This window comes from Mycobacterium asiaticum, from assembly GCF_001673365.1.
GTDB lineage: Bacteria > Actinomycetota > Actinomycetes > Mycobacteriales > Mycobacteriaceae > Mycobacterium > Mycobacterium asiaticum_A.
Genome location: NZ_LZLS01000023.1, coordinates 53,886 through 78,340 on the forward strand (window position 1 = coordinate 53,886; position 24,455 = coordinate 78,340).

General features: G+C 62.9%; 18 protein-coding genes. 9 read left to right on the forward strand and 9 right to left on the reverse strand.

Annotated features, from left to right (window positions below; all coding sequences use genetic code 11):
* Positions 1-99: 99 nt before the first annotated feature.
* The 4 genes from A5634_RS02570 (at position 100) to A5634_RS02590 (ending at position 5,275) form a co-directional block, all read left to right on the forward strand.
* Positions 100-1,875, forward strand: a complete 1,776-nt coding sequence (locus A5634_RS02570) for an N-acyl-D-amino-acid deacylase family protein (RefSeq protein ID WP_065142516.1) — start codon at positions 100-102, stop codon at positions 1,873-1,875.
* Positions 1,868-2,773: an alpha/beta hydrolase gene (locus A5634_RS02575; protein ID WP_065142517.1), complete on the forward strand. Its 906-nt coding sequence runs from the start codon at positions 1,868-1,870 to the stop codon at positions 2,771-2,773. The genes A5634_RS02570 and A5634_RS02575 overlap by 8 nt, the downstream gene beginning before the upstream one ends.
* Before the next feature lie 8 nt (positions 2,774-2,781).
* Positions 2,782-3,906, forward strand: a complete 1,125-nt coding sequence (locus tag A5634_RS02580; RefSeq protein WP_065142518.1) for an aromatic ring-hydroxylating oxygenase subunit alpha — start codon at positions 2,782-2,784, stop codon at positions 3,904-3,906.
* Positions 3,907-4,804: 898 nt separating this feature from the next.
* Complete coding sequence (locus tag A5634_RS02590) at positions 4,805-5,275, forward strand: hypothetical protein (protein ID WP_065142520.1); 471 nt, start codon at positions 4,805-4,807, stop codon at positions 5,273-5,275.
* 1,000 nt (positions 5,276-6,275) lie between these two features.
* Here A5634_RS02590 and A5634_RS02605 read toward each other — a convergent pair.
* Entirely contained in the window at positions 6,276-7,607 is a 1,332-nt protein-coding gene (locus tag A5634_RS02605) for a hypothetical protein (RefSeq protein ID WP_155769316.1), read from the reverse strand.
* Between the two features lie 787 nt (positions 7,608-8,394).
* Positions 8,395-9,480 (reverse strand): SDR family oxidoreductase, encoded by a 1,086-nt coding sequence (locus A5634_RS02610; RefSeq protein WP_081290144.1) that lies wholly within the window; start codon positions 9,478-9,480, stop codon positions 8,395-8,397.
* A 176-nt stretch (positions 9,481-9,656) separates the two neighbouring features.
* Between A5634_RS02610 and A5634_RS02615 the strand changes: the two genes are divergently transcribed.
* Complete coding sequence (locus A5634_RS02615) at positions 9,657-10,460, forward strand: crotonase/enoyl-CoA hydratase family protein (protein ID WP_065142524.1); 804 nt, start codon at positions 9,657-9,659, stop codon at positions 10,458-10,460.
* Between the two features lie 11 nt (positions 10,461-10,471).
* Here the strand turns inward: A5634_RS02615 and A5634_RS02620 are convergent, their stop codons facing one another.
* Positions 10,472-11,263, reverse strand: coding sequence for a methyltransferase (locus A5634_RS02620; RefSeq protein ID WP_065142525.1), 792 nt, complete (start codon positions 11,261-11,263; stop codon positions 10,472-10,474).
* A gap of 246 nt (positions 11,264-11,509) precedes the next feature.
* Between A5634_RS02620 and A5634_RS02625 the strand changes: the two genes are divergently transcribed.
* Together A5634_RS02625 and A5634_RS02630 are read left to right on the forward strand one after the other, a co-directional pair.
* Positions 11,510-12,406 (forward strand): AAA family ATPase, encoded by an 897-nt coding sequence (locus A5634_RS02625; RefSeq protein WP_081290145.1) that lies wholly within the window; start codon positions 11,510-11,512, stop codon positions 12,404-12,406.
* Between the two features lie 316 nt (positions 12,407-12,722).
* Positions 12,723-13,493, forward strand: a complete 771-nt coding sequence (locus A5634_RS02630) for a vWA domain-containing protein (RefSeq protein WP_253861459.1) — start codon at positions 12,723-12,725, stop codon at positions 13,491-13,493.
* A gap of 203 nt (positions 13,494-13,696) precedes the next feature.
* Here A5634_RS02630 and A5634_RS02635 read toward each other — a convergent pair whose 3' ends face one another.
* The 4 genes from A5634_RS02635 to A5634_RS02650 all read right to left on the reverse strand — a co-directional run bounded on the left by A5634_RS02635 (position 13,697) and on the right by A5634_RS02650 (position 18,052).
* Positions 13,697-16,291, reverse strand: coding sequence for a xanthine dehydrogenase family protein molybdopterin-binding subunit (locus A5634_RS02635; RefSeq protein ID WP_065142528.1), 2,595 nt, complete (start codon positions 16,289-16,291; stop codon positions 13,697-13,699).
* Positions 16,284-16,790 carry a (2Fe-2S)-binding protein gene (locus A5634_RS02640; RefSeq protein ID WP_065142529.1) on the reverse strand — a complete coding sequence of 169 codons (507 nt, stop codon included), beginning with the start codon at positions 16,788-16,790 and terminating at the stop codon, positions 16,284-16,286. Before A5634_RS02640 ends, A5634_RS02635 begins: the two co-directional genes overlap by 8 nt.
* Positions 16,790-17,680, reverse strand: a complete 891-nt coding sequence (locus tag A5634_RS02645) for an FAD binding domain-containing protein (RefSeq protein ID WP_065142530.1) — start codon at positions 17,678-17,680, stop codon at positions 16,790-16,792. The genes A5634_RS02640 and A5634_RS02645 overlap by 1 nt, the downstream gene beginning before the upstream one ends.
* Positions 17,681-17,764: 84 nt before the next feature.
* Positions 17,765-18,052 carry a hypothetical protein gene (locus A5634_RS02650; protein WP_155769317.1) on the reverse strand — a complete coding sequence of 96 codons (288 nt, stop codon included), beginning with the start codon at positions 18,050-18,052 and terminating at the stop codon, positions 17,765-17,767.
* Between the two features lie 244 nt (positions 18,053-18,296).
* Between A5634_RS02650 and A5634_RS02655 the strand changes: the two genes are divergently transcribed.
* Positions 18,297-20,222 (forward strand): M13 family metallopeptidase, encoded by a 1,926-nt coding sequence (locus tag A5634_RS02655; protein ID WP_172831594.1) that lies wholly within the window; start codon positions 18,297-18,299, stop codon positions 20,220-20,222.
* Between the two features lie 42 nt (positions 20,223-20,264).
* Here A5634_RS02655 and A5634_RS02660 read toward each other — a convergent pair whose 3' ends face one another.
* Both A5634_RS02660 and A5634_RS02665 read right to left on the reverse strand, forming a co-directional pair.
* Positions 20,265-22,028, reverse strand: coding sequence for a serine/threonine-protein kinase (locus A5634_RS02660; protein WP_065142532.1), 1,764 nt, complete (start codon positions 22,026-22,028; stop codon positions 20,265-20,267).
* A gap of 74 nt (positions 22,029-22,102) precedes the next feature.
* A complete protein-coding gene (locus tag A5634_RS02665; RefSeq protein ID WP_065142533.1) occupies positions 22,103-22,555 on the reverse strand; it encodes a PE family protein in 453 nt (150 codons plus the stop codon).
* A gap of 163 nt (positions 22,556-22,718) precedes the next feature.
* Between A5634_RS02665 and A5634_RS02670 the strand changes: the two genes are divergently transcribed.
* A complete protein-coding gene (locus A5634_RS02670) occupies positions 22,719-24,113 on the forward strand; it encodes a PE domain-containing protein (protein ID WP_065142534.1) in 1,395 nt (464 codons plus the stop codon).
* Positions 24,114-24,455 lie beyond the last annotated feature (342 nt).

The window sequence follows — 24,455 nt, forward strand, 5'->3', positions numbered from 1 at the left end:
TTGGAATTCGACGACTTCAGGCGCGGCCACACCTTGACCATACAATATTGTATAAGTGTATTGTTACGCTACGGGCCCTGGACAAGGAGCGGACTCCCGATGAGCTTCGACGTGGTGATCGAGAACGGTCGGTACTTCGACGGCACGGGTGGTCCGTCCGCGGTGCGAAATCTCGGGATCCAAAACGGCCACGTCGCCGAGATCACCGAGGAACCGATCGACGGTGTCGAAGTGATCGATGCGACGGGAAAATGGGTGGTGCCCGGTTTGATCGATATCCACACGCACTACGACGTCGAGCTTCTCAATGGCCCAGGTTTGTCCGAATCGCTGCGACACGGCGTCACGACCGTGGTGGTCGGATCGTGCTCGATCTCCACGGTTCACGTCGACGGTGTCGACGCAGGCGACCTGTTCGGCCGCGTGGAGGCCATCCCGCGCGATCACGTCATCGCAGCGGTCGACCAACACAAGACCTGGTGCAACGCCGAGGAGTACGTCCGCGCCGTCGAGGCCCGTCCGCTCGGACCCAACGTGACTGCGTTCATCGGCCACTCCGATATGCGCACTGCTGTCATGGGACTCGAGCGTGCGACGACCAAGGAGGACCAACCGACGAAGGCCGAGCTCGCGCAGATGGAACGGTGGCTCGTCGAGGCGCTGGACGCCGGCTTCATCGGTTTGTCATCACAGCAGTTGCTCTTCGATCGACTCGACGGCGATTTATGTCGGTCCCGCACGCTGCCATCGACCTATGTGAAGCGGCGGGAGATGCGCCGGCTCACCGGGCTGGTGCGCAAGCGTGGCCGTGTGCTGCAGAGCGGGCCCGACATTCAACACCCGCCGAAGGTCGCGGCACAACTCGCAAGATCCATCGGTGGCCTTCGTCGCTCGCTGAAGATCAGCTTCCTGGCTGCCGCGGATGCCAAGTCGAACCCGATCGGATACAAGTTTCTGACCGGCGCCGCCCGGCTCATCAACGCGCTCGGCGGCGACTTCAGGTGGCAGCACCTACCGGTACCGTTCGAGGTCTACGCCGACGGCATCGATCTCGTGATCTTCGAGGAACTGGGCGCCGGTGCCGCGGCATTGCATCTGCGCGACGAGGTGGAACGCAACGGCTTGATGCGCGACGAGACGTACCGGCGTCAGTTCCGCAGGGAGTACGACAACAAGTTCAAGATCGGGGCCTGGCACCGCGACTTTTTCGACGCCGACATCGTCTCCTGCCCGGACGTTTCGTTGGTCGGTAAAACGTTCGGACAGATAGGACTCGACCGCGGGCTTCATCCAGTGGATTCTTTCTTGGACCTTGTCCTCGAACACGGCCGTGCGCTGCGGTGGCGCACCGTAATCTCCAACCACCGGCCCAAGGTGCTCAAGAAGCTGGCCGTCGACCCCGGCGTCCAGGTCGGCTTCTCCGACGCCGGGGCTCATCTGCGCAATATGGCGTTCTACAACAGCGGGCTGTGTCTCCTACGCCACGTTCATCAGAGCGCCGAGGCCGGCGCCGAGTTCATGACGATCGAGCACGCTGTGCATCGACTGACCGGTGAACTGGCCGACTGGTATTCGCTGGACGCGGGGTACCTGCGCATCGGCGACCGCGCGGACGTCGCGGTGATCGATCCCGCGCACCTGGACGAATCGTTGAGTGCGTACGCGGAGGAAACCGTGGACCAGTACGACGGGTTGAGCCGCATGGTCAACCGCAACGACGACACGGTCACGGTGGTCCTCGTCGGCGGCCGGACGGTCTTTCGCAACGGGTCTCCTACCGATCTAGTCGGAAACGTGCGCACCGGCAGCTTTCTGCGCGCCGGAAGAAAAATTGCGGCGCCTGCCGTTCAGTCGGCGGCGGCGATCGGTGGGTGACATCGACTACGCGCAGTTCGATCCGGAACTTCGGAGGCTGGCGCGCTTACTGCCGAAGGGCTATGCGCTGCACCGCGGTTTGACGTTTCCGCGCGCGCTGATGACCCTCGCAGGATGGGTCGGGCGGGTACACGGCGTGGAGGTAGACAACGTCAATGCAGATGTCACCGTCCGAATCCACCGCTCCACGAACGTGCCCGAGCCTGGGCCCGCGTTGTTGTGGATTCACGGGGGCGCCACATTGATGGGTACCGCGGCACAAGAGGACCGCTTCTGCCGCAAGCTGGCCAACTTCACCGATGTCACTGTGGTGGCAGTGGATCACCGTCTCGCTCCGGAGCATCCGTATCCGACACCACTCGAGGACTGCTATGCGGCCCTGCAATGGCTTTCGCGTCAGAACTGGGCAGACCCAGCGCGAATCGCCGTCGGCGGGGCAAGTGCCGGTGGCGGACTCACCGCCGCCGTGGCGCAGGTGGCCTACGACCGCGGTGAGGTCAAACTCGCGTTGCAGATGATGGTCTACCCGATGCTCGACGATCGGACGGGGGCAAAACCGGAGTCACGACGGCGCGTGATGTGGAGTGCGGGCGACAATCAACTCGCGTGGCAGTGGTATCTTGCCGGCGCCGATCCGGAGACGGCCGCACCGGCGCGGCGCGCCGACCTCTCCGACATGCCGCCCGCATGGATCGGCGTCGGCACCCGCGACCTCTTCTACGACGAATGCCGAGTCTACGGCGAACGACTGCGGAAGGCGGGGGTCTCGGTCCACGAGGAGATCGCCGACGGCGCCTTTCATACGTTCGATCTCGTGGCCCCGAATGCTTCGGTGTCGCAACGCTTCTTTGCCAGCCAATGCCGCGCCGTCCGGTCCGCGCTCGTCGAAACCAGCTGAGGTTTGCTATGCCCCGTCAAGAATCCTTAGAACTGACCCGCAGGGTGCTCAAGCACTTCGAAAACGACACCCTGGACACCGTCGACGACCTATGGCGGGAACCTCGGGCGGCATTCGTCGATCGCAAACGGTTCGATGCAGAGGTCGCCATGCTGCGGCGCGTGCCTCACGTGATCGGTTGGGCTGGAGAGGTCGCCGTGCCCGGCCAGTACACCGCCAAAGAAGTGATGGGCGTTCCCGTCCTCGTGGTACGCGGAAAGGATGGGTCTCTGCGGGCGTTTCTCAACGGTTGTGCACACCGCGGCGCCCAGGTCGCCGCCGGCTGCGGCATGACGAGGCTGTTCACTTGTCCGTACCATGGATGGGCGTACGGCTTGGACGGGCGTCTGGTGGGCGCACCCGCGCGCAGGATGTTCTCTGGCGCCCTGGACGACAGGCGATTGACGCCGCTGCCGGTGAGCGAACAGGCAGGTCTCATCACTGTCGGTCTCACACCGGACGTGACGGTCGACGATCCATTCGGTGCGATCGCAGAGCCCCTGGGGCAGTACGACTTCGCCAGCAGACATCACGCTGAGACGAGACGGTTCGTGATCGCGGCCAACTGGAAGCTGGTCGTTGACGTCAACTTTGAGGGGTATCACTTCCCCTATGTGCATCCCGACACCTTGGATCCGATCGCCACCAACAACTCTGTGTTCGATGTCTACGGCTGTCACAACCGGTGGGCCTTCCCATTCCGCGACATCGTCCAGTTCCGTGACAAGCCTGAATGCGATTGGCCGGACCAATTCTTCGGCACCGTGGTGTACGGCCTGTTCCCGGGTTGTGTGCTCGTCGAGGCTCCGGCGTCGTATCAGATGTTGCGGATCTATCCGGGGAGCAACCCGGCGGAGAGCATCGTGTACATGACCTATGGATCGCCGAACCCGATCACCACAGAACAAGAGCGTGAGTGGTATCGCCTGTCTATGGATGCGGTGTGCAACGTGTTGTGCAATCAGGACTTTCCCATGGCGCAGGCATGCCAGCGCGGGCTAGACGCTGGCGTCGTCGAGGTCCTGTTCGGTCGCAACGAGCCGATCTTGCATCACCTTGCAGCGTCCCGCCGTCAGGCACTCGGCGCGCAATGATCAGCACTGTACGAAGGTTCTTTCGCCGACTACATCGTCGTTCAGCTCGTCGTCTTCCCGTCGCCGTATTGCGCACGGCCCACATGATTTCAGGGCGACGGGAACCGCCAGCTGGACCTTCTCGTCGTCCTCGCCGTTGCAGTTAGGGACTGTTACTTCGCCGAGCGTGCTATATGGGGACTAGGTTCCTGCCATCGCAAAGTCCTTCGGCTGAGACTCGCCGTCGTGTGCAAATTTCAGCAGGCCCGGCCGAAGGCCCGGTCTAGTAGAGGGCTAGTACGGCGAAAACGGCGTTGCGCTTTTGCGGCCAGCGGAGACGCCGACGTAGTACTCGCCACGACGCTTAGTGCGGAGCTTGGCCCCGACGTGCACGCCCGCATACTCACCGCCCGGGCCGACACGGCCGACTCGCAAGGTCTTGCCGAGGCTTCCCCGCACATAGTGTGGGCGACGGCGGTTGATTTTGCGTCTGATCCGCTTGACTCGGGTGCTACCAGTCGATGCGAAGCGGCCCCGCTTGTCGCGCTTATAGGTACGTCGTTTGGCCATCAGGTGCTCGCAACACAAGTACAGCGGGGAGGCGGTCAACTGGACTCTGTTCCTCGGAACCAGTCCTATTCATCCCCAGCACCTCACATCTATGATTTCGCTTCTACTCGATTCTATCGTCGAGAGGCACCAAAGTTGTTGAACTACAGCCTATGTCGCTGATGAATGTTGCCCGCCAGCTGGGCACATTTTGGGCACACTTAGTGTCAACAGAGGTCAATTCTGGTGAATCACATTGAATGTCATTCCGCAGCTCAGCGCCGATTCAGCTCTCGGACCAGGAACCCGAAACGGGTTCGATTCCCGGCAGCTCCACGAATGGCTGCACTGATGTTAACCATCAGACGCTTTGTCAAACGATCCCCGGCGGGCGTCCATCCGGGAACGGGTCCGCAGCAACGGCGAATTGACCTTCGCGGTGCTGTTCCGGGTCGATGGTCGACAGTCCTCACTGTCCTTCAAAGACCGCCACCAAGCCGATGGGTTTCGGTCCCCGATCAAGGGCCACGGTGCTGAGCGCGCCCTGGAAATGCACTGCATCGACTCGTCGCCGCGTCAGACTGATGGGTCCGGGCGGATGACGGTCGGGCGGTGGATCGACCGGCACATCGACAGTTTCTCGGGATTTGAACGCAAGACGCGCGCCGAGTGCCGGAGGTATCTGACCCGTGACATCGAACCGGTGCTCGGCAACATCCCGCTGGCGGCGCTGAGTCGGTCGATATTTCCCGGACACTCCGGGCGCGACCAACTACAGCCTTCAAGACCGGCTGCCAATCAGACTCCAGGAACAGGACCCTCAGACCGTGGTCGTCGTTAGGCCCCCAGGAGCGTAATGAGCAATTTCGCTGTTGCAAGACGGGCTCGATGGTGGTTCGTTGCTGCCGCGATACTGCTTGCCGGTTCATTGGTGGCGCTGTATGCGGGTGCATGGCGAGTTGACGCCTGGGTGCGTCAGCTGGAGAGCAATCACTGCGCCACGCCCTGGCCGCCTGCACCAAACCTCACCGCGCCGGGGTGGGCGACCGTCGGGCTTGTTATCCCCACCATGGTCTGCCTAGTTGCTGCGTTAGTGCTAGTCCTGATTGGAGCGCACCGGTGGTGGCTGAAAGTTCCTGCGACACTTGGCGTGTTGGGTGTTCTATTGGTGACGTTGTTTATCCTGCTCATCGGGTACAGCGACGCGACCTTCGGTGTGGACCGGTATACGGTCAGTGGCAGCGACGGGGGGCCGTTGTGTCCGGCACCGGGATAGTTCCTAGGGGAAGATCGAATGAGCGGTGACTTCGTTCAAATCGCACCCGCCGAAGTCAAGAACGCTGGCAGCATCATCGAGACCGAGGCAGCCACGGCACGCGCCGCACTCGTCCCGCTATTCGACTCGGCGCACCGTCGTCACCAACGCCAGCTCGGCGGCCTCGGTCCTGGCGGCGTCCGGCAGAAGTCGGTGTTGCCCTCAGTCACCTTCTCGCCGTCAGAGCTCGATCGTTCCTCGTCCATGGGGGTCACTGTAGGACGCACTGCAACGACATCAAGGCGGTTGGTGAAACTTTCACCACTGCTTCGCGTTTCGGCAGTTCGCAGCCGGTCGTCAACCTTCCCTGCCGGTCTGTTTGGCAAAGGCCAGCGCCGCTAATCTACGAATTCGATTCCCGGCAGCTTCACCATTTTGACCTCCGATTTAGGATTCGTGGCTGAGTGCCACTGGATCACCAGCAGCGGTGTATCCAGACCACCGTCGACGTCTACGGCCACCTCGATCGGCGCGGCGCCCAGCCTGCCCCCGACGTCATGGAGGAATTTTTGGCTCAGTAGGCCCATCACAGAGGATCCCATGCAGTCGCGATCCACATGTCCTCGCCGTACTGTGCAATATCGGACCAGCGTGCGTAACTACCGAACGGCAGATGCTCTTCCATGAAATCCGAGATCGTCGTGTACCAATCGCCGTCGTAATACCCAGTGTCGGCGATATTGATTGCGGCCAGATAGTTTCGGTTGAGCATGAACCGCACAACGGCCAGCTTCTGCCGTACGAGATTGACCTGTTGTCGGACAAGGTCCCATGAACTGGCCTGCTCGAACTGACGACTTCGTCGCGCCAGATCGCTCCACTTCATCACCTGCGTGACAGCTCCTCGATTTGAAGTCGCAGTGGTTAGCCATTCAGGGCCGCAGCGTACAGCGACATACACGTACCGCCCTTCGCTCCTGCTGAATCGCACAACTTCACCATCACCCGGCTCTGCCGGAATCGGCCGCTTGAGGACTGCCATGGGCGCAACAGGTCTGACCAACTGCGCTGCTGAGTTCAGGTCGTACGCTTTCGGGTTTTGCTGGTTCGGATGCAAGCCCGGAAGGTTGATCGGTGCTTCACCGCTGAGGAATTCATCGGATACTTCGTTCGCTTTCATCGCGTGAATCCGCACCTCGGCAGCGACCGCTGAACCGACAATCTCGGCACGGCACACCGTGAGCAGCCCGTGTCGTCTCAGGTGGCGAATCATCGGCAAGAACCGGGCACTGGTCTGCGGGGTCAGTTGACCGATGCGCTTATTCCCAATGCGAACCTCGACGTGCGACTTCGATCTCGCATCTAGAGGTCCCCGTTCATGCAACGTGACGAACAAAACACCGCGACCAGCCTCGGGGACAGACTTGAGCAACACATCGAAATGCTGGTCCACTTTGGTCACTCGCACTGATGAGGACTGAGGCACCAGCGTGTACGGCTCCCGAGGCGGATCATTAAGCGGCACAGCTTCATGTGGCTGGCCAAGGCAAATATACAAAGAGGCTTCGAACTCGTCCGGGCCATCCCAGCTTTCGTAATTGCGTCCCCAGACTTTGCCGTTCGTGCGGGGAACAAAACCAGATGTGACGATCCGTCGAACTACTGTCGCCCACGCGTATTCGATTGTCGCGTCGAGGTAGCCCAGAGTTCGGCCGCGCGCACGAATTGATACCGCCCATTCGCCGCGGGGACAATGCGGTTCGGGAATCAGATCTACTGGCAGTTCGAGCATTTCGCTGCCTTCGAACCATGGATCACTAAACAGGCTGCGAATTGCCGGCAGGTGCTCGGGCTCAACCGCTACTTCGTACTCACACCACGATTTGCCACTCGTCCACAGCGCATACGGTCCATTCATGACAGCTCCCCGGTTGTGCCGGGTGGATACGCTACGCGCGCAACCTTGCCCTTTTGTCCGAATTTACGGATCGTAAACTCCTTGGCGGTAGATCGGCTGCGTCTTACGGATCCAGGGCGGTCGATCGTGCCGACCCGCACCTTTCTGCGCGCCGCGGCGCCGCCCGGCCTATCTCGCCCGCACGAACCCGCTCCGGTGGCCCCCGGGCCGCGTCTGTTCCGTTGGTCAGCTAACCCCTTCGCCCGCAGCGTCAACAGAATGCGCTACGCGCCGAAGAGAGTTTCCTCAGCATGGGCCCACATGCGCATCTTAGGTAACGCGCAGTGCCCGCAAAGGTCAATTCCGTTGCGCCACAACCATTACAACGCTGCCCGCTTACCAACAGAAGTCGCACGAATCTTCTTTAACCGCAGGCGGATTGTCGCCGTCCCACACATCGCTCGGTAGCTGGCCCTTGTACGGAACGTTGCCGGCCGAGTTCTGGACCCAGTACCACGTGTGACATACGTTCATGTCCCATTGGTAGGCGGATCCGGGTCCAGACGACAGGTCGTAGCGGGAGTACACCATGGAATTGCCTGGGCACCACGTGTGCGGCGGCAGGGGTCTGGCCTGGGCGACAGGTGCCAGCCCCAACCCACAGCTAGCCAATACGGCGGATGTCAGTGCTGCGATTCGTTGGTTCATGTTCTGATCTCTCGATAGCTGGTCGCCCCAGCGTGCGCTCGAGAGCTTGCGGAACTCTTGCGTCGGCGAAGTGGGTACCGACTGCGGCCAGAACGGCTAATCAGCGGCTGCCGGGCAGGCGGCGGACCACCCCGTCGTCGAGCATCTGTTGGAAGTGCTCGGTGACGGTTTGCTCGACCGGCCGATAAGTCAGTCCCAGCTCGTCGCGGCTGCGGGCGTTGTCGAATGCCAGCGGGTAACCCATATTGCGGTCGACGAACTTTCGCGTCAGCCCCACAACGGGTGCGACAGCCTTCACCATGATTTTGGGCATCGTGGTCCTAGGGAATGGGTAGAGCTGGCCGTACCGGCTGCGCAATATCTTGCCGATCTGCAGCAAAGTCACCGAATCCGCGTTGACGATGTAGCGGCCGTGGGCTTCGGGGGTGAAGCCGGCACGCAGATGAGCGTCGGCGACATCACGCACGTCTACCACGCCCATGGTCAACGCGGGGGCTCCGGTAAGCAGGGTGCCGTCGGTGAACTGTTTCATCGTGCTCAGGCTGGCCGAGTCGCTGGCACTGGTCAGGGCCGGCCCGAGCACCAGGCCGGGGTGGATGGTGACCATGTCCCAGCGGTCCTGCGCCTCGCAGTAGCGCCACGCCTCGCGCTCGGCCACCGTCTTGGAGTACGGATACGGTTGGTGGTCAACGCTGCTGGTGGTATTCCAGTGCTCGTCGGTGAACACACCGCCGGGGACATCTAGAGATTCACAGGCGTCGCCGTAAATCGCTACCACGCTGCTGGTCAGCACCACCCTTTTGACGGATTGCGTGCGGTTGACCGAGTCCAGCACGTTGCGGGTGCCCTCGAGCGCCGGGCGCACCAGAGCTTCCTCCGCATCCTTGAACCCGGAGAGCAAAAACGGCGATGCGGTGTGCATGACGAGTTCGCAACCACCCATGGCTTCGTCGAAGCTGTCGCGTTCGAGAAGGTCGGCCTTGAACAGCCGGAGGCGACCGGGGTGATCATCTGAGAGCTTGTGCAGATGCTCCAGACCGGAAGCCTTCTGCGGGTTGCGGACCGTGCCGTGCACGGTGCGTCCTGCTTCGAGGAGCAATCGCACAATCCAGCTGCCGATGTAGCCGCTGGCGCCCGTGACCAGGACTGGCGCGTCCACGTCGATCACCGTCGATGATGCGCTCATATGGGTGTTCCTCTCTAGCGGGATCACGTCGACGACGCCTTCTACCGCCCGCCAGCGTATCGCCAGCGGGGTCTCGCCGAGCTGACAAAGATACTCGCAGCCGACACCCAGGACCGCATCACCTCAAGGAGGTGGTCCGCCGCAGCAACATCTGATCAGGCGATAGATTGCTTCTCGTGAGCGAAAATAGAGTCCGCGTGCGCGTCGCCGACAACGGCGTGGCAACAGCAACGATGGTGCGCGCCGACAAGCACAATGCGCTCGACCAAGCCATGTTCGAAGGTTTGGTGGCCGCCGCGGAGCAACTGGCACGGGATGCATCGGTCCGCGCGGTAGTTCTGCACGGCGAGGGAAAGAGCTTCTGCTCTGGCTTGGACGTGGCAAGTTTCATGGGCGGTGAACGTGGCACGGGCGTGCTGCTGACTCGGGACGACGACGGGCCGGCGAACCTGGCTCAGCGCGTGAGTTACGACTGGTCGTTGGTTCCGGTGCCCGTCATCGCCGCAATCCACGGCAACTGCTTCGGTGGCGGTTTGCAGATCGCGCTCGGCACGGACATCCGGATTGCCGCGCCGGACGCGAAGCTGAGCATCATGGAGATCAAGTGGGGACTCGTTCCCGACATGGGCATTACGCAGACGCTGCCGAGGCTGCTACCTATCGACGTCGCGAAAGAGTTGACGTTCACCGGCCGCATCGTTTCTGGCAGCGAAGGTGCCGAGCTCGGCTTGGTGACTCGCACTGCCGAGGATCCGCTTCAAGCGGCCCTGGAGCTCGCGGGCGAGATCGCATCGAAGTCACCGCATGCCATCCGTGCGGCCAAGCGCCTGTACGACGAAACCTGGCTCAGCAGCGACCCCGCGACTGCTCTCGCGCTCGAATCGGAGCTGCAAACCGGGCTGATCGGCTCGCCCAACCAGATCGCTGCCGTGGTCGCTGGAATGTCCGGGGAGCAAGCAGTTTTCGAAAATCCCGACTAGCGACGCTCAGATCAGATCAGTCCAGGTATCAGCGCCTTGCGCTCGGCGGGGTAGTCGGAAAACTTTTCGCGGTACCACTTGTGGGTGGCGAACGCTCGTGGGACCAGGTTGCCGGCCGTGATCAGAAAAATGACCACCCCCGCGAGCGACCAGGTCAACAGGGCGAAGCCGGCCCAGGCGATCAGCTCACCGAGGTATGCCGGGCTAGTGACGAATCGGAACCCGCCGCCGTAAGGGATTTTGTACTCGCTTGCGCCTGGATTCTTCTTGTCGCGCAGATTGCGCACGATCGATTCCGACCGGACCAAGAGAAGGAAGCCGCCGAGGTACACAACCGTCCCGACGAGAAACCGTGGATCGGTCAACCACTCGGTGCCGTACTGGTGCTTGTAATCGTGGCTGAAGAACGCGCCATTGAGGTAGCCGTGCATCGTGGTGATCACCATGCCGAAGGCGAGCACAACGACGTTGAAGCTGCCGACTTTGCCTGGCACCTGCCTGATCGACAAGGGGAAGAACCACCCCCGATTCCCGTAGTGCAGCAACCAGATGGCCGCGAGCACCAGAGGCACGACGTCGAACCGGCGCGGCCCGGTGAGGTAGAACACGACGAACACCACGGTTGCGGGTATCTCCATCAGCCACCAGCCCAGCTTCGGGTTGAGCTTCAATCCGCGCGCCGCGGAGCCGAATCGGCCATAGGGACTCTGCTGGAACAAGCCGCCGATGATCACCAATCCTGCGATGACCAGGCCGAGCGTCAGGACGGTGTCATAGGTGGTGTTGCCGGTGTACCAGTGCATCGAGTTCCCTTCGAGAGCTGACGCGTGAGCGTGTGAGCAGAACCTGCTGCGCCGTCCAGACTCTACAAACCGGTCCTCGTCACCCCGGGGGCGTATCGGCTTCGGCGCCCGCAATCGAGACGGTGTTTTCGACAAGACCGCCCGACGGGACTCGTCGCTTCGTAGAGTCAGCAATAGCTGCGCGCTGCCGGCGTCCTATGCGGTCGTGTACGCCGGCTCGTTCGGAGCTTGTCAGGAGGTGCAACCGTGACGACGGAGGCCGTCCGCCAGCTGAAAGCAGATCTCGTCCGCTTCGGCTACCTCGCCGATGATGGCCTGGCCACTGCCATTCATCTCGCCATCCGGCTGCGGCGTCCGTTGCTGCTCGAGGGTGAGGCTGGGGCGGGCAAGACCGAAGTCGCCAAAACCTTGTCACGCATGTCGGGCGCCAAGCTGTTGCGGCTGCAGTGCTATGAAGGCATTGACGTGTCGCAGGCGGTCTATGAATGGGATTACGCCCGCCAGCTACTGCACCTAAAGGCTGCGGAAACCATTAGCGCAGAAGCTATTTCGGCTGCAGAGGATGAACTGTTCTCCGAGCGCTTCCTGGTTCGACGGCCACTGCTACAAGCCATCGACAATCGCGACGGCGCCCGACCGGTGCTACTCATCGACGAAATCGACCGTGCCGATGATGAATTCGAGGCGTTTCTGCTAGAGATGTTGTCCGACTTCGCGGTAACGGTACCGGAGCTAGGAACATTCGTGGCCGAGGTGCCGCCGCTGGTGATCCTGACCTCCAATCGCACCCGCGACCTGCATGACGCGCTCAAACGACGCTGCCTTTATCACTGGGTCGACCATCCCAACATCGACCGCGAAGTGGCTATCGTGCGGCTGCGCGTGCCGGAGGCAAGCGAACGGCTGGCACGCCGGGTCGCGGAAGCCGTAGAAGCCTTGCGGGGACTCGACCTTTACAAGCCACCCGGAGTAGCCGAGACCATAGATTGGGCCCGAGCACTGGCCGAACTGGGTGAGTCGGAACTGTCCGACATCGACATCGAACACACCCTCGGCTGGGTGCTGAAGTATCGCGAAGACATCGAAAAAACAAGGGCCGCAGGGCTTAACACGTTGCTACGGGTGGCCGGCGACGATGTCTGACGGCGCGGATCGGCTGGCGGTGATATTCGCACGCCGCCTACGCGCGGAGGGAATGGCAGTTCCCACCGGCTCTGTCGCGCTTTTCGTATCGGCGCTAGGCGAGCTGGACCCGGCAGACCGCGACAGTCTGTATTGGGCGGGTCGTACCGCTCTGGTCAAGCGCCCAGAGGACGTCGATACCTTCGATCGCATATTTCGTTCGGTTTGGCTCCGCCAACCAACCGATAACCGCCCCGGCGCAATCACGACAGAGGACTCTCCAGAGCCGGACACCGAAGACGACGCTCAATGCCCCAGCCGAACGCCTACCACCGTTATGCGTTATAGCCCGGTAGAGGTTCTGCGCCGCAAGGACTTTGGTGAGTACACCGCAGCAGACTTCGTCGATGCGCAGCGACTGATGGCCAACTTTCGTGCCAGGGCGGCGATGCGACGCAGCAGACGGCGGCGGCCAGCGAAGGGGCGTCGGCACCGGCACCCCGATATCCGGGGCACGGTGCGCCGTGCGTTGCGCACCGGCGGCGAGCCCATTCGCCGGGCCTGGTACGCCCCGACCCGGCAACCCCGCAGGGTTGTCTTGTTGTGTGACATCAGCGGCTCGATGGATTCCTACTCCCGGGCGCTACTGCGGTTTATGCACGCGGCCGTGGCCGGCCGCCGCCGTGTCGAGGCCTTCACCATGGGAACACGCCTGACCCGGCTGACGCGGGAGCTGTTGTCCCACAACCCCGATCGCGCACTGCGTTGCGCGGGCGCTGCGGTACCCGACTGGTCGGGAGGTACGCGGATCGGGGACACCTTGCGCGACTACAACAATGGATGGGGGATGCGCGGCATGTCTCGCGGTGCCGTGGTGGTCATCCTCTCCGATGGCTGGGAGCGGGGCGACCCAACCGTGATGGCCGACCAAATGGCGCGCCTGTCGCGGGTGGCTTACAAGGTGGTGTGGGTCAACCCACTCAAGGCGTCGCCCGGTTACGCCCCGCTGGCCCGAGGTATGGCCGCTGCACTGCCGTACGTCGACGAATTCATCGAGGGCCACAACCTGAACGCATTGGACGACCTGCTTGATGTCATCTCGAGATGACGTGCCATTTCTCTAAGCGGTGAGCGGCGGGGGAGGCGGTCCCGCGCACCAGGGCCGCCGCCGCGAGCGTGCAGAGATTGCCGCCGACACGCTGACGCAGGTGGCATTCTGCGCACCCTCACGCGAGAGGCGGGCGGGCGAGAGGCGGGCACGGGAGAGGCTGGCGCGCCACAAGCGGGGCGGAGGACCGTACCTCACGCGGCCTATCGGTCGGTGCGTTCAGGAATGACGCCTGCGAGCTCGAGGATCCTGGTCGGCGGCAGGTGCTGTTCGGTGACCCGGACACCGAGGTCGGCCAGCGCATCCTCCACCGCATTGGTGATCGCCGCCGGGGCGCCGATCATGCCCCCTTCGCCGACGCCGCGGTAATTGAAGGCAATGTCCGTCGGCGTCTCGACGTGGTGTATCTCGATTTCGGGAATCTCCATCGTGGTCGGGATCAGGTAGTCCATGAACGTCCCCGTCCTGGGCTGCCCGTCCTCCCCGTAAATCGTCTTTTCGTAGAGCACGGCGCCCACGCCTTGCGCGACGCCACCGCGGATCTGGCCGTCGACGATGGCCGGGTTGATCATCTCGCCGCAGTCCTCCACGACCGCGTAGCGAGGAATCTTCACTTGGCCGGTTTCGAGATCGATTTCGACCCAGCACACGTGTGTGGCCTGCGCCCAACCGCCTTCGCCGCCGTTCCACTCGCCGTGAGTGCGGATAGCCTCATCGCGTCCGGGCCGGTCGGTCTTTCCATTCGGGCCACGCCGCACCGCCTCCTCAGCAACCTCGCGGAAGGTTCGCGAGATCGTGGGCACACCCGCGACGTGGATCGCACCGTCTTGGATGACAACGTCGGCCGATGACGCTTCCAACAGGTCCGCGGCGATATCGACAATCTGCTCGCGCAGGGTGTTCGCAGCGAGCGCAACGGCACCGCCCGCCATCGCTGCCGACATGCTTCCGCCGGTGCCGGTGATGCCGAATGGCGCGAAGTTCGTATCGCCGTACCTCACCCGGATGGTTTCGACGGGTACGCCGAGCTTGTCGGCGGCCACCTGCGCGAGCGTCGTCTCATGGCCTTGGCCATGGGGCACCTGCCGAGTGTGGAGCGTGACGCTGCCGTCGGCTTCCAGGACTGCATAGATCGGCTCGGTGCCTGCGAACGCGGATAATCCCGGCATGACAACGTCGACGTAGTTCGGTGGCCCGGGCGCCGCTTCGATGTAGGTCGCAATCCCGAGGCCGAGGCGGCGGCCCTGCTCCCGAGCCGCCGCTTGATGATCCGCCCAATGTTCGAAATCGGCGATCTCGAGGGCCCGTTGCAGAGTGGTTTTGGCCGACATGCGCACATCGAGGGTCGGACCCGTGACCATCGTCGTCGGGAGCATGTCGGGACCGACGATGTTGCGCAGCCTGATCTCGGCGCGGCTGATCTCCAACTCGCGGGCTATGACGTCGAAAAGCCGTTCGCGGACCCAGGTTTCGACTGCCCAGGGTCCCCGATAGGGCACATAGCTCGCCTTGTTCGATGAGACGATCTCAGTGTCGAACTGCATGGCGTCGAACCGATACGGACCGGGGAACATCGTCTGGATGAAGCGACAGAACAACGGTGCCCCGTACGGGATTGCCGGATAGGCACCCCCATCCATCGTGAGCTTGGCGCGCAGGCCCCGCACCGTCCCGTCGTTCATTACCGCAGCCTCGACAGCCACTTGTTCGTCACGGGCTTGGCCGCCGAGTACGAGGTGCTCGTTGCGGTCCTCGATCCACTTGACTGATCGGCCCAGTCGCAGCGCGGCAGCGCACAAGGCGATTTCCTCACGCAGCACTGTGCCCTTCGATCCGAACGCGCCGCCGATGTCGCCCGTCACCACCCGCGGGAGTTGGTCTTTGGGCGTTGCCATCAATCCGAGCAGCGTCCGGTTGAGGTGGACCATCCGCATTGGATCCCGGGCGATCTGGCGCAGCATGATCGCCATCATCGGAGCTGCGTCCTTCATCATCGTCGGGTGAGCGCGGACGAAGTCGCGGACACCGGCGAAGATGGCTTTCGTCTGATCGCGCTGGCGGAACATGTCGCGCATCGACATCCACACCGGCTGCCGTGCCAAACACATCGCCATGAGCCACTTGAGAACGTGCGCGGCCTGATGGGCCGCGTGCAACGTGAGCTTGCCGTCGGCGTCGATCTCGGCCACCATGCCTCTGGTTTCCATCGGTTGGTTGGCGTGCCGGTGCTGACGGAACGTTTCAGTGATCACCCGATCGGCCCCGGCGAACGCCGCATCGACGTCGCCGTAGGACTCCGACAATGCCCAGACGACGTTGCCGTTGGCCTTCGGCCAGATCGCCGCCCGGCGGGGATCGTGGGCGTGTGCCAACGTCGCGATCGGTTGCAGCTCTTCGTATTCCACGTCGACCAGCTCTGCGGCATCCTCAGCCACTGCGCGTGATGTCGCTACCACGATGGCAACTGGGTCTCCGACCAGGCGAACACGGTCGACGGCCAGCGCCCAGTGCCACGGGTCGTAGAGGCCCGGCAGGGCGAACATCCCGATCAACGGGTTGGTCATCGCAGCGATTTCGGAACCGGTGATGATCGCGTGCACGCCCGGAACGGCGGCGGCACGGGTGGTGTCGATACCGCGGATCAGGGCATGGGGCCAGGGGCTGCGGACGAACGCCGCGTGCGCCATGTCCGGGACGACGACATCGTCAACGTAGTGTCCACGCCCGCGCAGCAGTCGGCGGTCCTCGACCCTGCGGACGCGGGCGCCGACGAATCGCCCCATGATCTGTTCACGCATCGTTCGCGCCTTCCACGACCGCCTTCGCGGCTGATTTGGACATCTTGTCCAGGGCTTCGGCGACACCCTCGAGAATCGATGCGTATCCCGTGCAGCGACAAAGGTTTCCGGAGAGCTCTTCTTTGATCTGCGCCGTCGTCGGTGTCGGATTGTCTGCCAGTAGGCAGCGCACGGTCATCAGGAATCCCGGTGCACAGAAAGCGCATTGAAATGCGTGGCGCTCCCACATCGCCTGCTGGATGAGCCCGAGGCCGTCCCCGTCGCCGAGTGACTCGACGGTCTCGACACTTGATCCCTCCGCCTGCAGCGCCAGCATCAAGCAGGAACGAACAGGCTGACCATCGACCGCGACCGTGCACGCGCCACATATTCCGTGCTCGCAACCGAGATGCGTGCCCGTAAGACCGAGCCGCTCGCGAAGCAATTCGGCCAGGGTCGTGCGACCTTCGACCATCGCGCGTTCGTCCCGATCATTGACCCGAAGATTGATCTCCCGCATCAAACACCCGCCCCTGCTGTGGCCCGTTCGCTGGCTCGCTTTGAGGCCTCGGCAAGCCCGCGCCGGGTGAGCACTCCCGCAACATGCGCCCGGTATTCAGACGATGCGTGGTCGTCGGCGCGTGGCTCCAATGCGCCCGACACGACGCTTGCCGCCTCTGCAAACAGCGCCGGGTCGGGAGCGTTGCCGTCGAGCAAACGCTCGGCTTCCGCAACGCGCACCGGCGTGCTGGCGACACCGAAGAACGACAACGACGGTCGCCGCAACAACTCGGCCTCGTCGACCTCTAACGTCGTCACCAAGCCGACCAACGCGAAGTCCCCCTGCCGTCTGCTTATCTCGAGCACCGACCACCCCGCCCGAGGAGCCCATGCGGGGAAGCGAACTCCTAAGAGCAACTCGTCCTCGGCCAGCGCGGACGACAGGTAACCCTGGAAGAAGTCACCCGCGCCGATCGTGCGCTGTCCGGCCGCGCCGCCCACGATCATTTCGGCACCGAGCGCCAATGCAACCGCCGGCAGTTCCGCTGCCGGATCGGCATGGGCCAGACTCCCGCACACCGTCCCTCGGCTGCGGATCGCCCGATGACCAATGTGCGGCATGGCACCGGCTACCGCGGGCGCGGCGGCGGTCATGACGTCGGACCTCTCGACGCGTGCGTGTGTGACTGACGCTCCGACCGAGACAGTGCCGTCGTCAGTTGCGTCGATCGACTGCAGACCTTGAACCCGCCCGATGTCGATGAGATGCCCGATCTGGGTCAGCCGGAGGGCGAGGATCGGAAGAAGGCTCTGCCCACCAGCTAGCACCTTGCCGTCGCCGCCATAGGTTTGCAGCAGTGCGATCGCCTCGTCGACCGTGTCCGGTCGGTGGTAGTCGAATGGCGACATCTTCACGGCGAGTCTCCCTTTGACGAACAGGGATTTTACGCGCAATACGACGGCAGGTCACTGATGTTGCAGACCGTTTGGAACTCACCGCTCCGGGGTCGCGGGCGGCAAGCTGGGCACCTTGTTGTCTCGCTTGCACTGCCAGCACACGAAAGACGAGTCTTCGATCGGAATATCTTGTGCCGCAGTGCATCTCCCGCAATAAACTTTTCGGGTACCGTGCGCAGCACCGGGTGTGGCAGCAGGAAGCATGGCAATGATCACGATGCCGACGAGGCTGAGCAACGCGCCGATCAGAAACCATCCAACTGCGCTGCGATTCTTCCTGACGGCGATCCCGGCGGCGATGGCGCCGCAGATCAGTGCCACCACCAGGAGCGCGACTCCTTCCACGATCGCCAGTTAACGGGGTTCGCCCGGCGTAGCGCAATGCTGATTGTCGGCGCCTATCGCTAAGCTGCACTTTGGCCCGGCGACTGGAGGATCTGCGGTGCGCGTATTCGTCCGAACGATGGCAGTGTTGCTGGCTGCTTGCCTAGTGCTTGTCGGGTGTGGTCGTCCGGCCCAGCCGTCTGCCAAGCCGAAAGTTGGCGCCTGGGGCGTTGATTTGGCCGACATGGATAGATCCGTTCGGCCCGGCAACGACTTTTTCGACTACGTCGTCGGCACCTGGGTCAAAGGCGCGAAGATCCCCGCGGACAAGGTGTGCGCGGGTGTCAATCTCGACATTCAGAACCAGCTCAATGACGACCTGAAGGCGATCGTCCAGGGCGCAGCTGCCAAACATGCACCAGCAGGGGACATTTCACAGCAGATCGGCGACCTCTACGCGTCCTACATGAACGAAGAGCTGCTGAACAAGAAGGGCGTCGAACCGGTGCGGCCCCTGCTGTCGTCGATCGAAGGAATCAACGACAGGCCAGCCCTCAACGCTGTCGTGGTCTCGTTCAACGGGAAGACGCGGGTGTCGGATCCCTTCCCTGTCTCAGTAGGGATCGATCCGAACCAACCCACCCGCTACCTGCCCATCATCTGGCAGGGCGGCCTGTCACTTCCTGACCGCGACTACTACGTCAAAACCGATGCCGAGTCGGTCGAACTGCGCAGCAAGTTCGTCGCGCATGCGTCCCGGCTTCTCGGCCTCGCTGGCTACGCCGATTCGCAGCAACAGGCCGAACAACTGCTTGCCCTGGAAACCAAACTGGCCGAGGTCCAGGTGCCGCTCGAGGAAGAGCGCAATGTCGTCGCGACGAACAACATCATGCCGCGCGCCGCAGTCGAGCAACTCGGTGAGGGCGCGCCGTTGCGGGAGCTGTTCGATGCCCTGAAGTTGCCAGCGGTGACCGACTTCCAGGTCGGTATGCCCGACGTATTGCGCAAGACCTCAGGGCTTTTCGCCACGGAGTCGTTAGACGCCTGGAAGTCCTACCTGCGCTACCACGTGCTGGATGCCTACGGTGGCGAGCTTTCGACACCGTTCGCCGACGAGCTGTTCGACTTCTACGGCCGCACGATCTCCGGTGCTCAAGAGCGCGCGCCGCGAGAAAAGCGCGGCGTCTCTCGAGTGAGCAACGGACTCGGCGACGCTGTCGGCGAGCTCTACGTCCACGCACACTTCAGTCAACAGACTCGCGAGCGGGCCCAAGGGCTGGTCGAGAACCTCCGCAAGGCGTACAGCGCACGCATCGAGGGTGCCTCGTGGATGTCGCCGGAAACGAAGAAAGAAGCTCAGGCCAAGCTCGCAGCCATGGTCGCCAAGATCGGCTACCCCGACCGGTGGAAGTCGTATGCGACGGTCAAGATCGACGCGGGCGAGCTCGTCGGCAATCAGGACAACCTGGCGATCTGGTCGTGGAATGACGACGCCGGCAAGTTGGGCAAGCCGATCGATCGCGCCGAATGGAGCATGACTCCGCAAACCAACAATGCCTACTACTCTCCGCGCCTCAACGACATCGTGTTCCCCGCGGCGATACTGCAGCCGCCGAACTTCGATCCCGCAGCCGATGCAGCGGCAAACTACGGCGCAATCGGGGCCACCATCGGCCACGAGATGAGCCACGCGTTCGACGACCAGGGCCGCAAGAGCGACGGCACCGGGATGCAGCGCGATTGGTGGACACCCGCGGACGCCGAGCGCTATGACAATGAGTCGGCAAAACTTGTCGACCAGTTCAGTGGATACGAACCACTACCGGGAAATCGGATCAACGGGAAGCTGACCCTGGGCGAGAACATCGCGGATCTCGCGGGACTGCGCATCGCTTACGACGCCTACAAGTTGTCTCTCGGTGGAAAAGAGGCGCCGGTTATCGACGGGCTTACCGGCGATCAGCGATTCTTCCTCGCCTTCGCGGCGAGTTGGAAGGAGATCTGCCGGCCCCAAACCGAACGCAACCAACTGTTGTCGGACGTCCACAGCCCCGCGAAGTTCCGGGTCAACGGGATCGTCCGCAACATGGACGAGTGGTATACCGCGTTCAACGTCCAGCCCGGCGACTCGTTGTATTTGAAACCAGAGGACCGCGTCCGAGTCTGGTGATCAGCAACGACGGGCCTCTCCGCGTTCGTGGGACCGGTGCGGTCAGCCCGCCGCTTGCAGGGTAATGTCGGAGAGTTCCGTCCGGCTCTCGCCCTTGGTGGTGCCCAGTTTGGAGATCCACACCAGCACATTGGACGTCTTGGTCTTGTTGTGTACCTCGATGCGGTTGCGTCCCGGCTGCAGGGCGGTAGTGGGGGTCAACTCGGTAGTGTCGGACAGTTTGCTCGGCTTGTCCGTGGAAGCCGCACGGATCTGAACCTCGGTGCCGCTGCTGGGCACTTCCAGAGTCACCGCGCTCAACGCGGTCGGCTGAGCGAGATGCAGCAACAGGCCCATTCCGGAGATGAACTTCGGGAAGGGGACGGCGTCCATATAGGTGACGGTCGACCAGCCCGTGCTGGAGTTGCCGTCGATTGCCAGCTTGGCGTCCTGCGGATTGTCCGGCGCACCGTCTGGTGAGAACACCGTTGCACTCACTGGCTTGACGATCGGTCCGGGGCGAGTCGACTGACCGAACCCATGTGTGAACCACACGACCGCGGCCGCGGTCACCGCAATAACCACGAGAGCGGCGGCAACGGCGGCGAGGATGCGACCTTTGCTGCGCTTCGGGGCTTCCGGAGCCTTCTCGCGCGGCGGTTCGGCAGGGACCTCGGACCGACCGCGCTTGGGACGAGCTATGGCCGAAAGGTTGACGACCTTGTCGGCGTCGAGGGTTTCGCCGTCCCAGATGCCGCTGACCTCGACGGCATCCCCTTCGGCGAGCTGTCCCGCGACGAGATCGGTTTGTATTTCCACCGGAACTCGAGCGGGACCGCTCTCCAGCGGCTCGTCGGGAATTACCTGGAACGATATGGTCCCGATTTGATCCTGCGGACCGGCTGCAGTTTGCCGCACGCCGCGAGCAGTCCCGGTGAGGATCAGTTGTTCAAGACGCTGAGTAGCCGGCCGCCCGGCCGTCTCCCGGACCGGACCCGGCTGCGTCAGAGCCCGGGCAAAGTCGGCACAGGTCGGGTACCGCTGGGTCGGGTCTTTCGACAGCGCGCGTGCCAGTACGGCGTCCACGTGCGCGAGGTCCGGGCGTCGCTGCGATATCGGTGGTGGCGGCGTACTGAGATGGTGGCTGACCACGACAGCGCGGTTCGAGTCCTGAAAAGGTGGCGCGCCCGTCAACAAATGAAAGGTTGTGGCAGCCAATGAATATTGATCCGCTCGCCCGTCGAGCGTCTTGCCTAAGAGCTGCTCTGGCGCCACATAACTGATGGTTCCGACCGCGACATTGGCTTCGGTGAGGTTGCTGACGTCGTCGATCTTGCGGGCGATGCCGAAATCGGTCAGTAATACCCTGCGACGGTGCCCGTCGGCCGCTGTCACCAGAATGTTCTCGGGCTTGACGTCACGGTGAAGCAACAGGTGATCGTGCCCGAAATCGAGCGCATCGGCGACTGCCGTCACGATCTCCCAAACGTCTTCTTCCGGCATGCCGCGCGGGTGCCGCTCCCGAACCAGTTGACCTGCGTCGGTGCCGTCGACGTAGTCCATCGAGATCCAGAGCCGGCCGTTGAATTCGCCGCGGTCGAGCACGCGCACGATATGCGGATGCCACAGCGTCGCTGCCAGTTCGGCTTCGCGATTGAATCTCGCGCGGAACTCCTCGTCGGCTGCTGAGGCCACCGACAAGATCTTCAGCGCGTCTTGTCGAGGCAGACGAGGATGTTGGGCGAGGTAGACCTCGCCCATGCCACCAGTGCCGAGCAGGCGCTGAATGACGTAGCCAGCGAAGACCTCGCCGTTGTTGAACGGCATGCCCGAAAGCCTACAAACCGGCACGCTCGGGGAGCGAATCGCGCTGTTCCGGCCGGGGGACTCCGATCGCAGAGTCAGGCGTTACCGAGCACCACCGTGCTGAACAGCGTCACGGCCCAGTAGGCGGCCAGGAGAGTGGACGCAAAGCCCAATAAAGCAACGAAAAGGGGCGGTGTCAGGGCTAGCGCACCCAACTGGATCAGGGTGGTCCAGCCGTTGTCTTCGGCGGGCAGGACCGGCCCCAGCGCCGCTGCGCTGGCGGCCTCCGCGCTCGCATAGGCGTTCGCGCTCCCGTTCAACTGCTGGGTGAACTGGTCATGGAATGCCGCCGCTTGCTCGGCGACTTTCTGGAAATCCTGAGCATGCGCGCCGAACACGCCCGCCACCGCCGTGGAAATCTCGTCGCTCGCGGCGCTGGCGATGTTGGTGGTGGGGGCTGCAGCTTCGAGATGTGCGACTCTCAGGTCGGATCCGATAGATCCAAGATCGCGTGTGGCGGTGAGCAAACTTTCCGGCGCTACCTGCATCTTCGGCAGCCTAACCAGGCAGCCCTAATGTTGCTGCGTTTTCCCGATATTCCCGTTGTTTTCTGGCGGTTCTGCTGACGGCGGGTTTTGCTGCCGATAGATTCCGAATGGGGTTGATGACTTATCGGGTTATCGAGCGCGATTTGACGGGTGGGAGGCTCTCATGTCGGTGATGGTGGTGCCGGAGTGGGTCACAGCGGCAGCGGCAGATGTAGTGGACGTCGGGGCGGCGCTCGGGGCAGCCAACGCTGCGGCCGCGGCGCCGACCACTGGGTTGCTGGCAGCGGCTGAAGACGAGGTGTCGGCCGCGATAGCGGCACTGTTCGCAGCACACGGCCGCGGCTACCAAGTCCTGAGCGCCCAAGTCGCCTCGTTCAACGACGGCTTTGTGCAGGCATTAACCAGCGCGGGCAGAACATATGCCGCCGCTGAGGCGGCCAGCGCCGCGCCGCTGCAGACTTTCGAGCAGCTGGTGCTCGGTTTCGAACAGGGCATCGAGCAATTCCCCACGACTGTGGGCACCGGGTTCAACCGAGTGGCCAACACGATCTTCACCGAGATCTTCGGTGCGACTGCCGACCCGCCGTTCCCCGCAACACAAGCCGGCGGTTTCACCGGCCAACCGTCACTGTTGACCAGGTTCGAAGAGGCCGCGCTGTTTCCGTTGAAACCCCTGCTGAGTTTGTCCGGACTCGAAAGCCAACTGGCTTCGCCTACTAACCCATTTCTCCAACTGGTTGCCAGCGATATTCCGCCGATATCTTGGTTTGTCGGCAACTCGCCGCCACCGTTCTTGAATTTGCTGCTCGGAGAAACGGTGCAGTACACGACATCCAACGGGATGAGCATCGTGCAGATCACGCCGGCGCAGCCGACCGGCGAATACGTGGTGGCCATTCACGGTGGTGCATTTATCTTCCCGCCTTCGTTCCTGCACTGGATCCACTACTCGGTGATGGCCCAGCAGACCGGCGCGACGATCCAGGTGCCGATCTACCCATTGCTGCAGCAAGGCGGAACTGCTGGCGTCGTGGTGCCTCAAATGGCCGGTTTCATCGCCGACCAAATCACTGCGCATGGGAGCAGCAACGTGAGCGTGATCGGCGACTCCGCCGGCGGCAACCTCGCGCTCGCCGCTGTCCAACACATGTTGGTCGCCAACCCGCTCGCCACCATGCCGTCCAGGATGGTCCTGCTGTCCCCGTGGCTTGACCTGGGCATGACCAATCCGAATATCGGGTTCGTTCAGGATCCGCTGCTTCCACTTGGACCTGCACAGATGATCGGCAAGGTGTGGGCAAACGGCCTTCCGCTGACCGACTACCGGGTGAGCCCGCTGTACGGGTCGCTCGCGGGGCTCCCGGAGACCTATGTCTACTCGGGCAACCTCGACATCCTTTCGCCCGATGTGTTCCGTCTGCAAACGTCGGCCGTGAACTATGCGGCTCCGTTCAACTTCGTCCTGGCCAACGGCCAGATTCACGACTGGCTGATTCTCACCTTGGACGGGGTCCGCTACTGGCCGCAGATCAACCAGGAACTGGGTATCGCGGCCTGATCCGTGCGTGTGACGCTTGCTCGTCACACGCGTCACACCCGCCCCGCGGAGCTGACGGTGTGTATGTTTGCCCGGCTCCGAGCGACACCGCACGACGGCTCAGCTGGTTGTCGCTCGGAGTTGGGCAAATATATACATCACCCTCGGCCCGTGACAGTTGTGACGCCTGGGGTTCGATCGGGTTGTGCTCTGCCGGCACCTGAACGTGTGCATGTTTGCCCGGCTCCGAGCGACACCGCACGGCGGCTCAGCTGGTTGTCGCTCGGAGTCGGGCAAATATGTACATCACCCTCGCCCCGTGACAGTTGTGACGCCTGGGGTTTAACCGGGTTGCTTCGCCCG

Bases quoted from the DNA above. Each gene is read 5' to 3' on its own strand.
- A5634_RS02570 (WP_065142516.1), top strand. From the start codon at position 100: ATGAGCTTCGACGTGGTGATCGAGAACGGTCGGTACTTCGACGGCACG.
- A5634_RS02580 (WP_065142518.1), top strand. From the start codon at position 2,782: ATGCCCCGTCAAGAATCCTTAGAACTGACCCGCAGGGTGCTCAAGCAC.
- A5634_RS02605 (WP_155769316.1), bottom strand. From the start codon at position 7,607: ATGAATGGACCGTATGCGCTGTGGACGAGTGGCAAATCGTGGTGTGAG.
- A5634_RS02610 (WP_081290144.1), bottom strand. From the start codon at position 9,480: ATGAGCGCATCATCGACGGTGATCGACGTGGACGCGCCAGTCCTGGTC.
- A5634_RS02620 (WP_065142525.1), bottom strand. From the start codon at position 11,263: ATGCACTGGTACACCGGCAACACCACCTATGACACCGTCCTGACGCTC.
- A5634_RS02630 (WP_253861459.1), top strand. From the start codon at position 12,723: ATGCGTTATAGCCCGGTAGAGGTTCTGCGCCGCAAGGACTTTGGTGAG.
- A5634_RS02635 (WP_065142528.1), bottom strand. From the start codon at position 16,291: ATGCGTGAACAGATCATGGGGCGATTCGTCGGCGCCCGCGTCCGCAGG.
- A5634_RS02640 (WP_065142529.1), bottom strand. From the start codon at position 16,790: ATGCGGGAGATCAATCTTCGGGTCAATGATCGGGACGAACGCGCGATG.
- A5634_RS02645 (WP_065142530.1), bottom strand. From the start codon at position 17,680: ATGTCGCCATTCGACTACCACCGACCGGACACGGTCGACGAGGCGATC.
- A5634_RS02655 (WP_172831594.1), top strand. From the start codon at position 18,297: ATGGATAGATCCGTTCGGCCCGGCAACGACTTTTTCGACTACGTCGTC.
- A5634_RS02660 (WP_065142532.1), bottom strand. From the start codon at position 22,028: ATGCCGTTCAACAACGGCGAGGTCTTCGCTGGCTACGTCATTCAGCGC.
- A5634_RS02665 (WP_065142533.1), bottom strand. From the start codon at position 22,555: ATGCAGGTAGCGCCGGAAAGTTTGCTCACCGCCACACGCGATCTTGGA.
- A5634_RS02670 (WP_065142534.1), top strand. From the start codon at position 22,719: ATGTCGGTGATGGTGGTGCCGGAGTGGGTCACAGCGGCAGCGGCAGAT.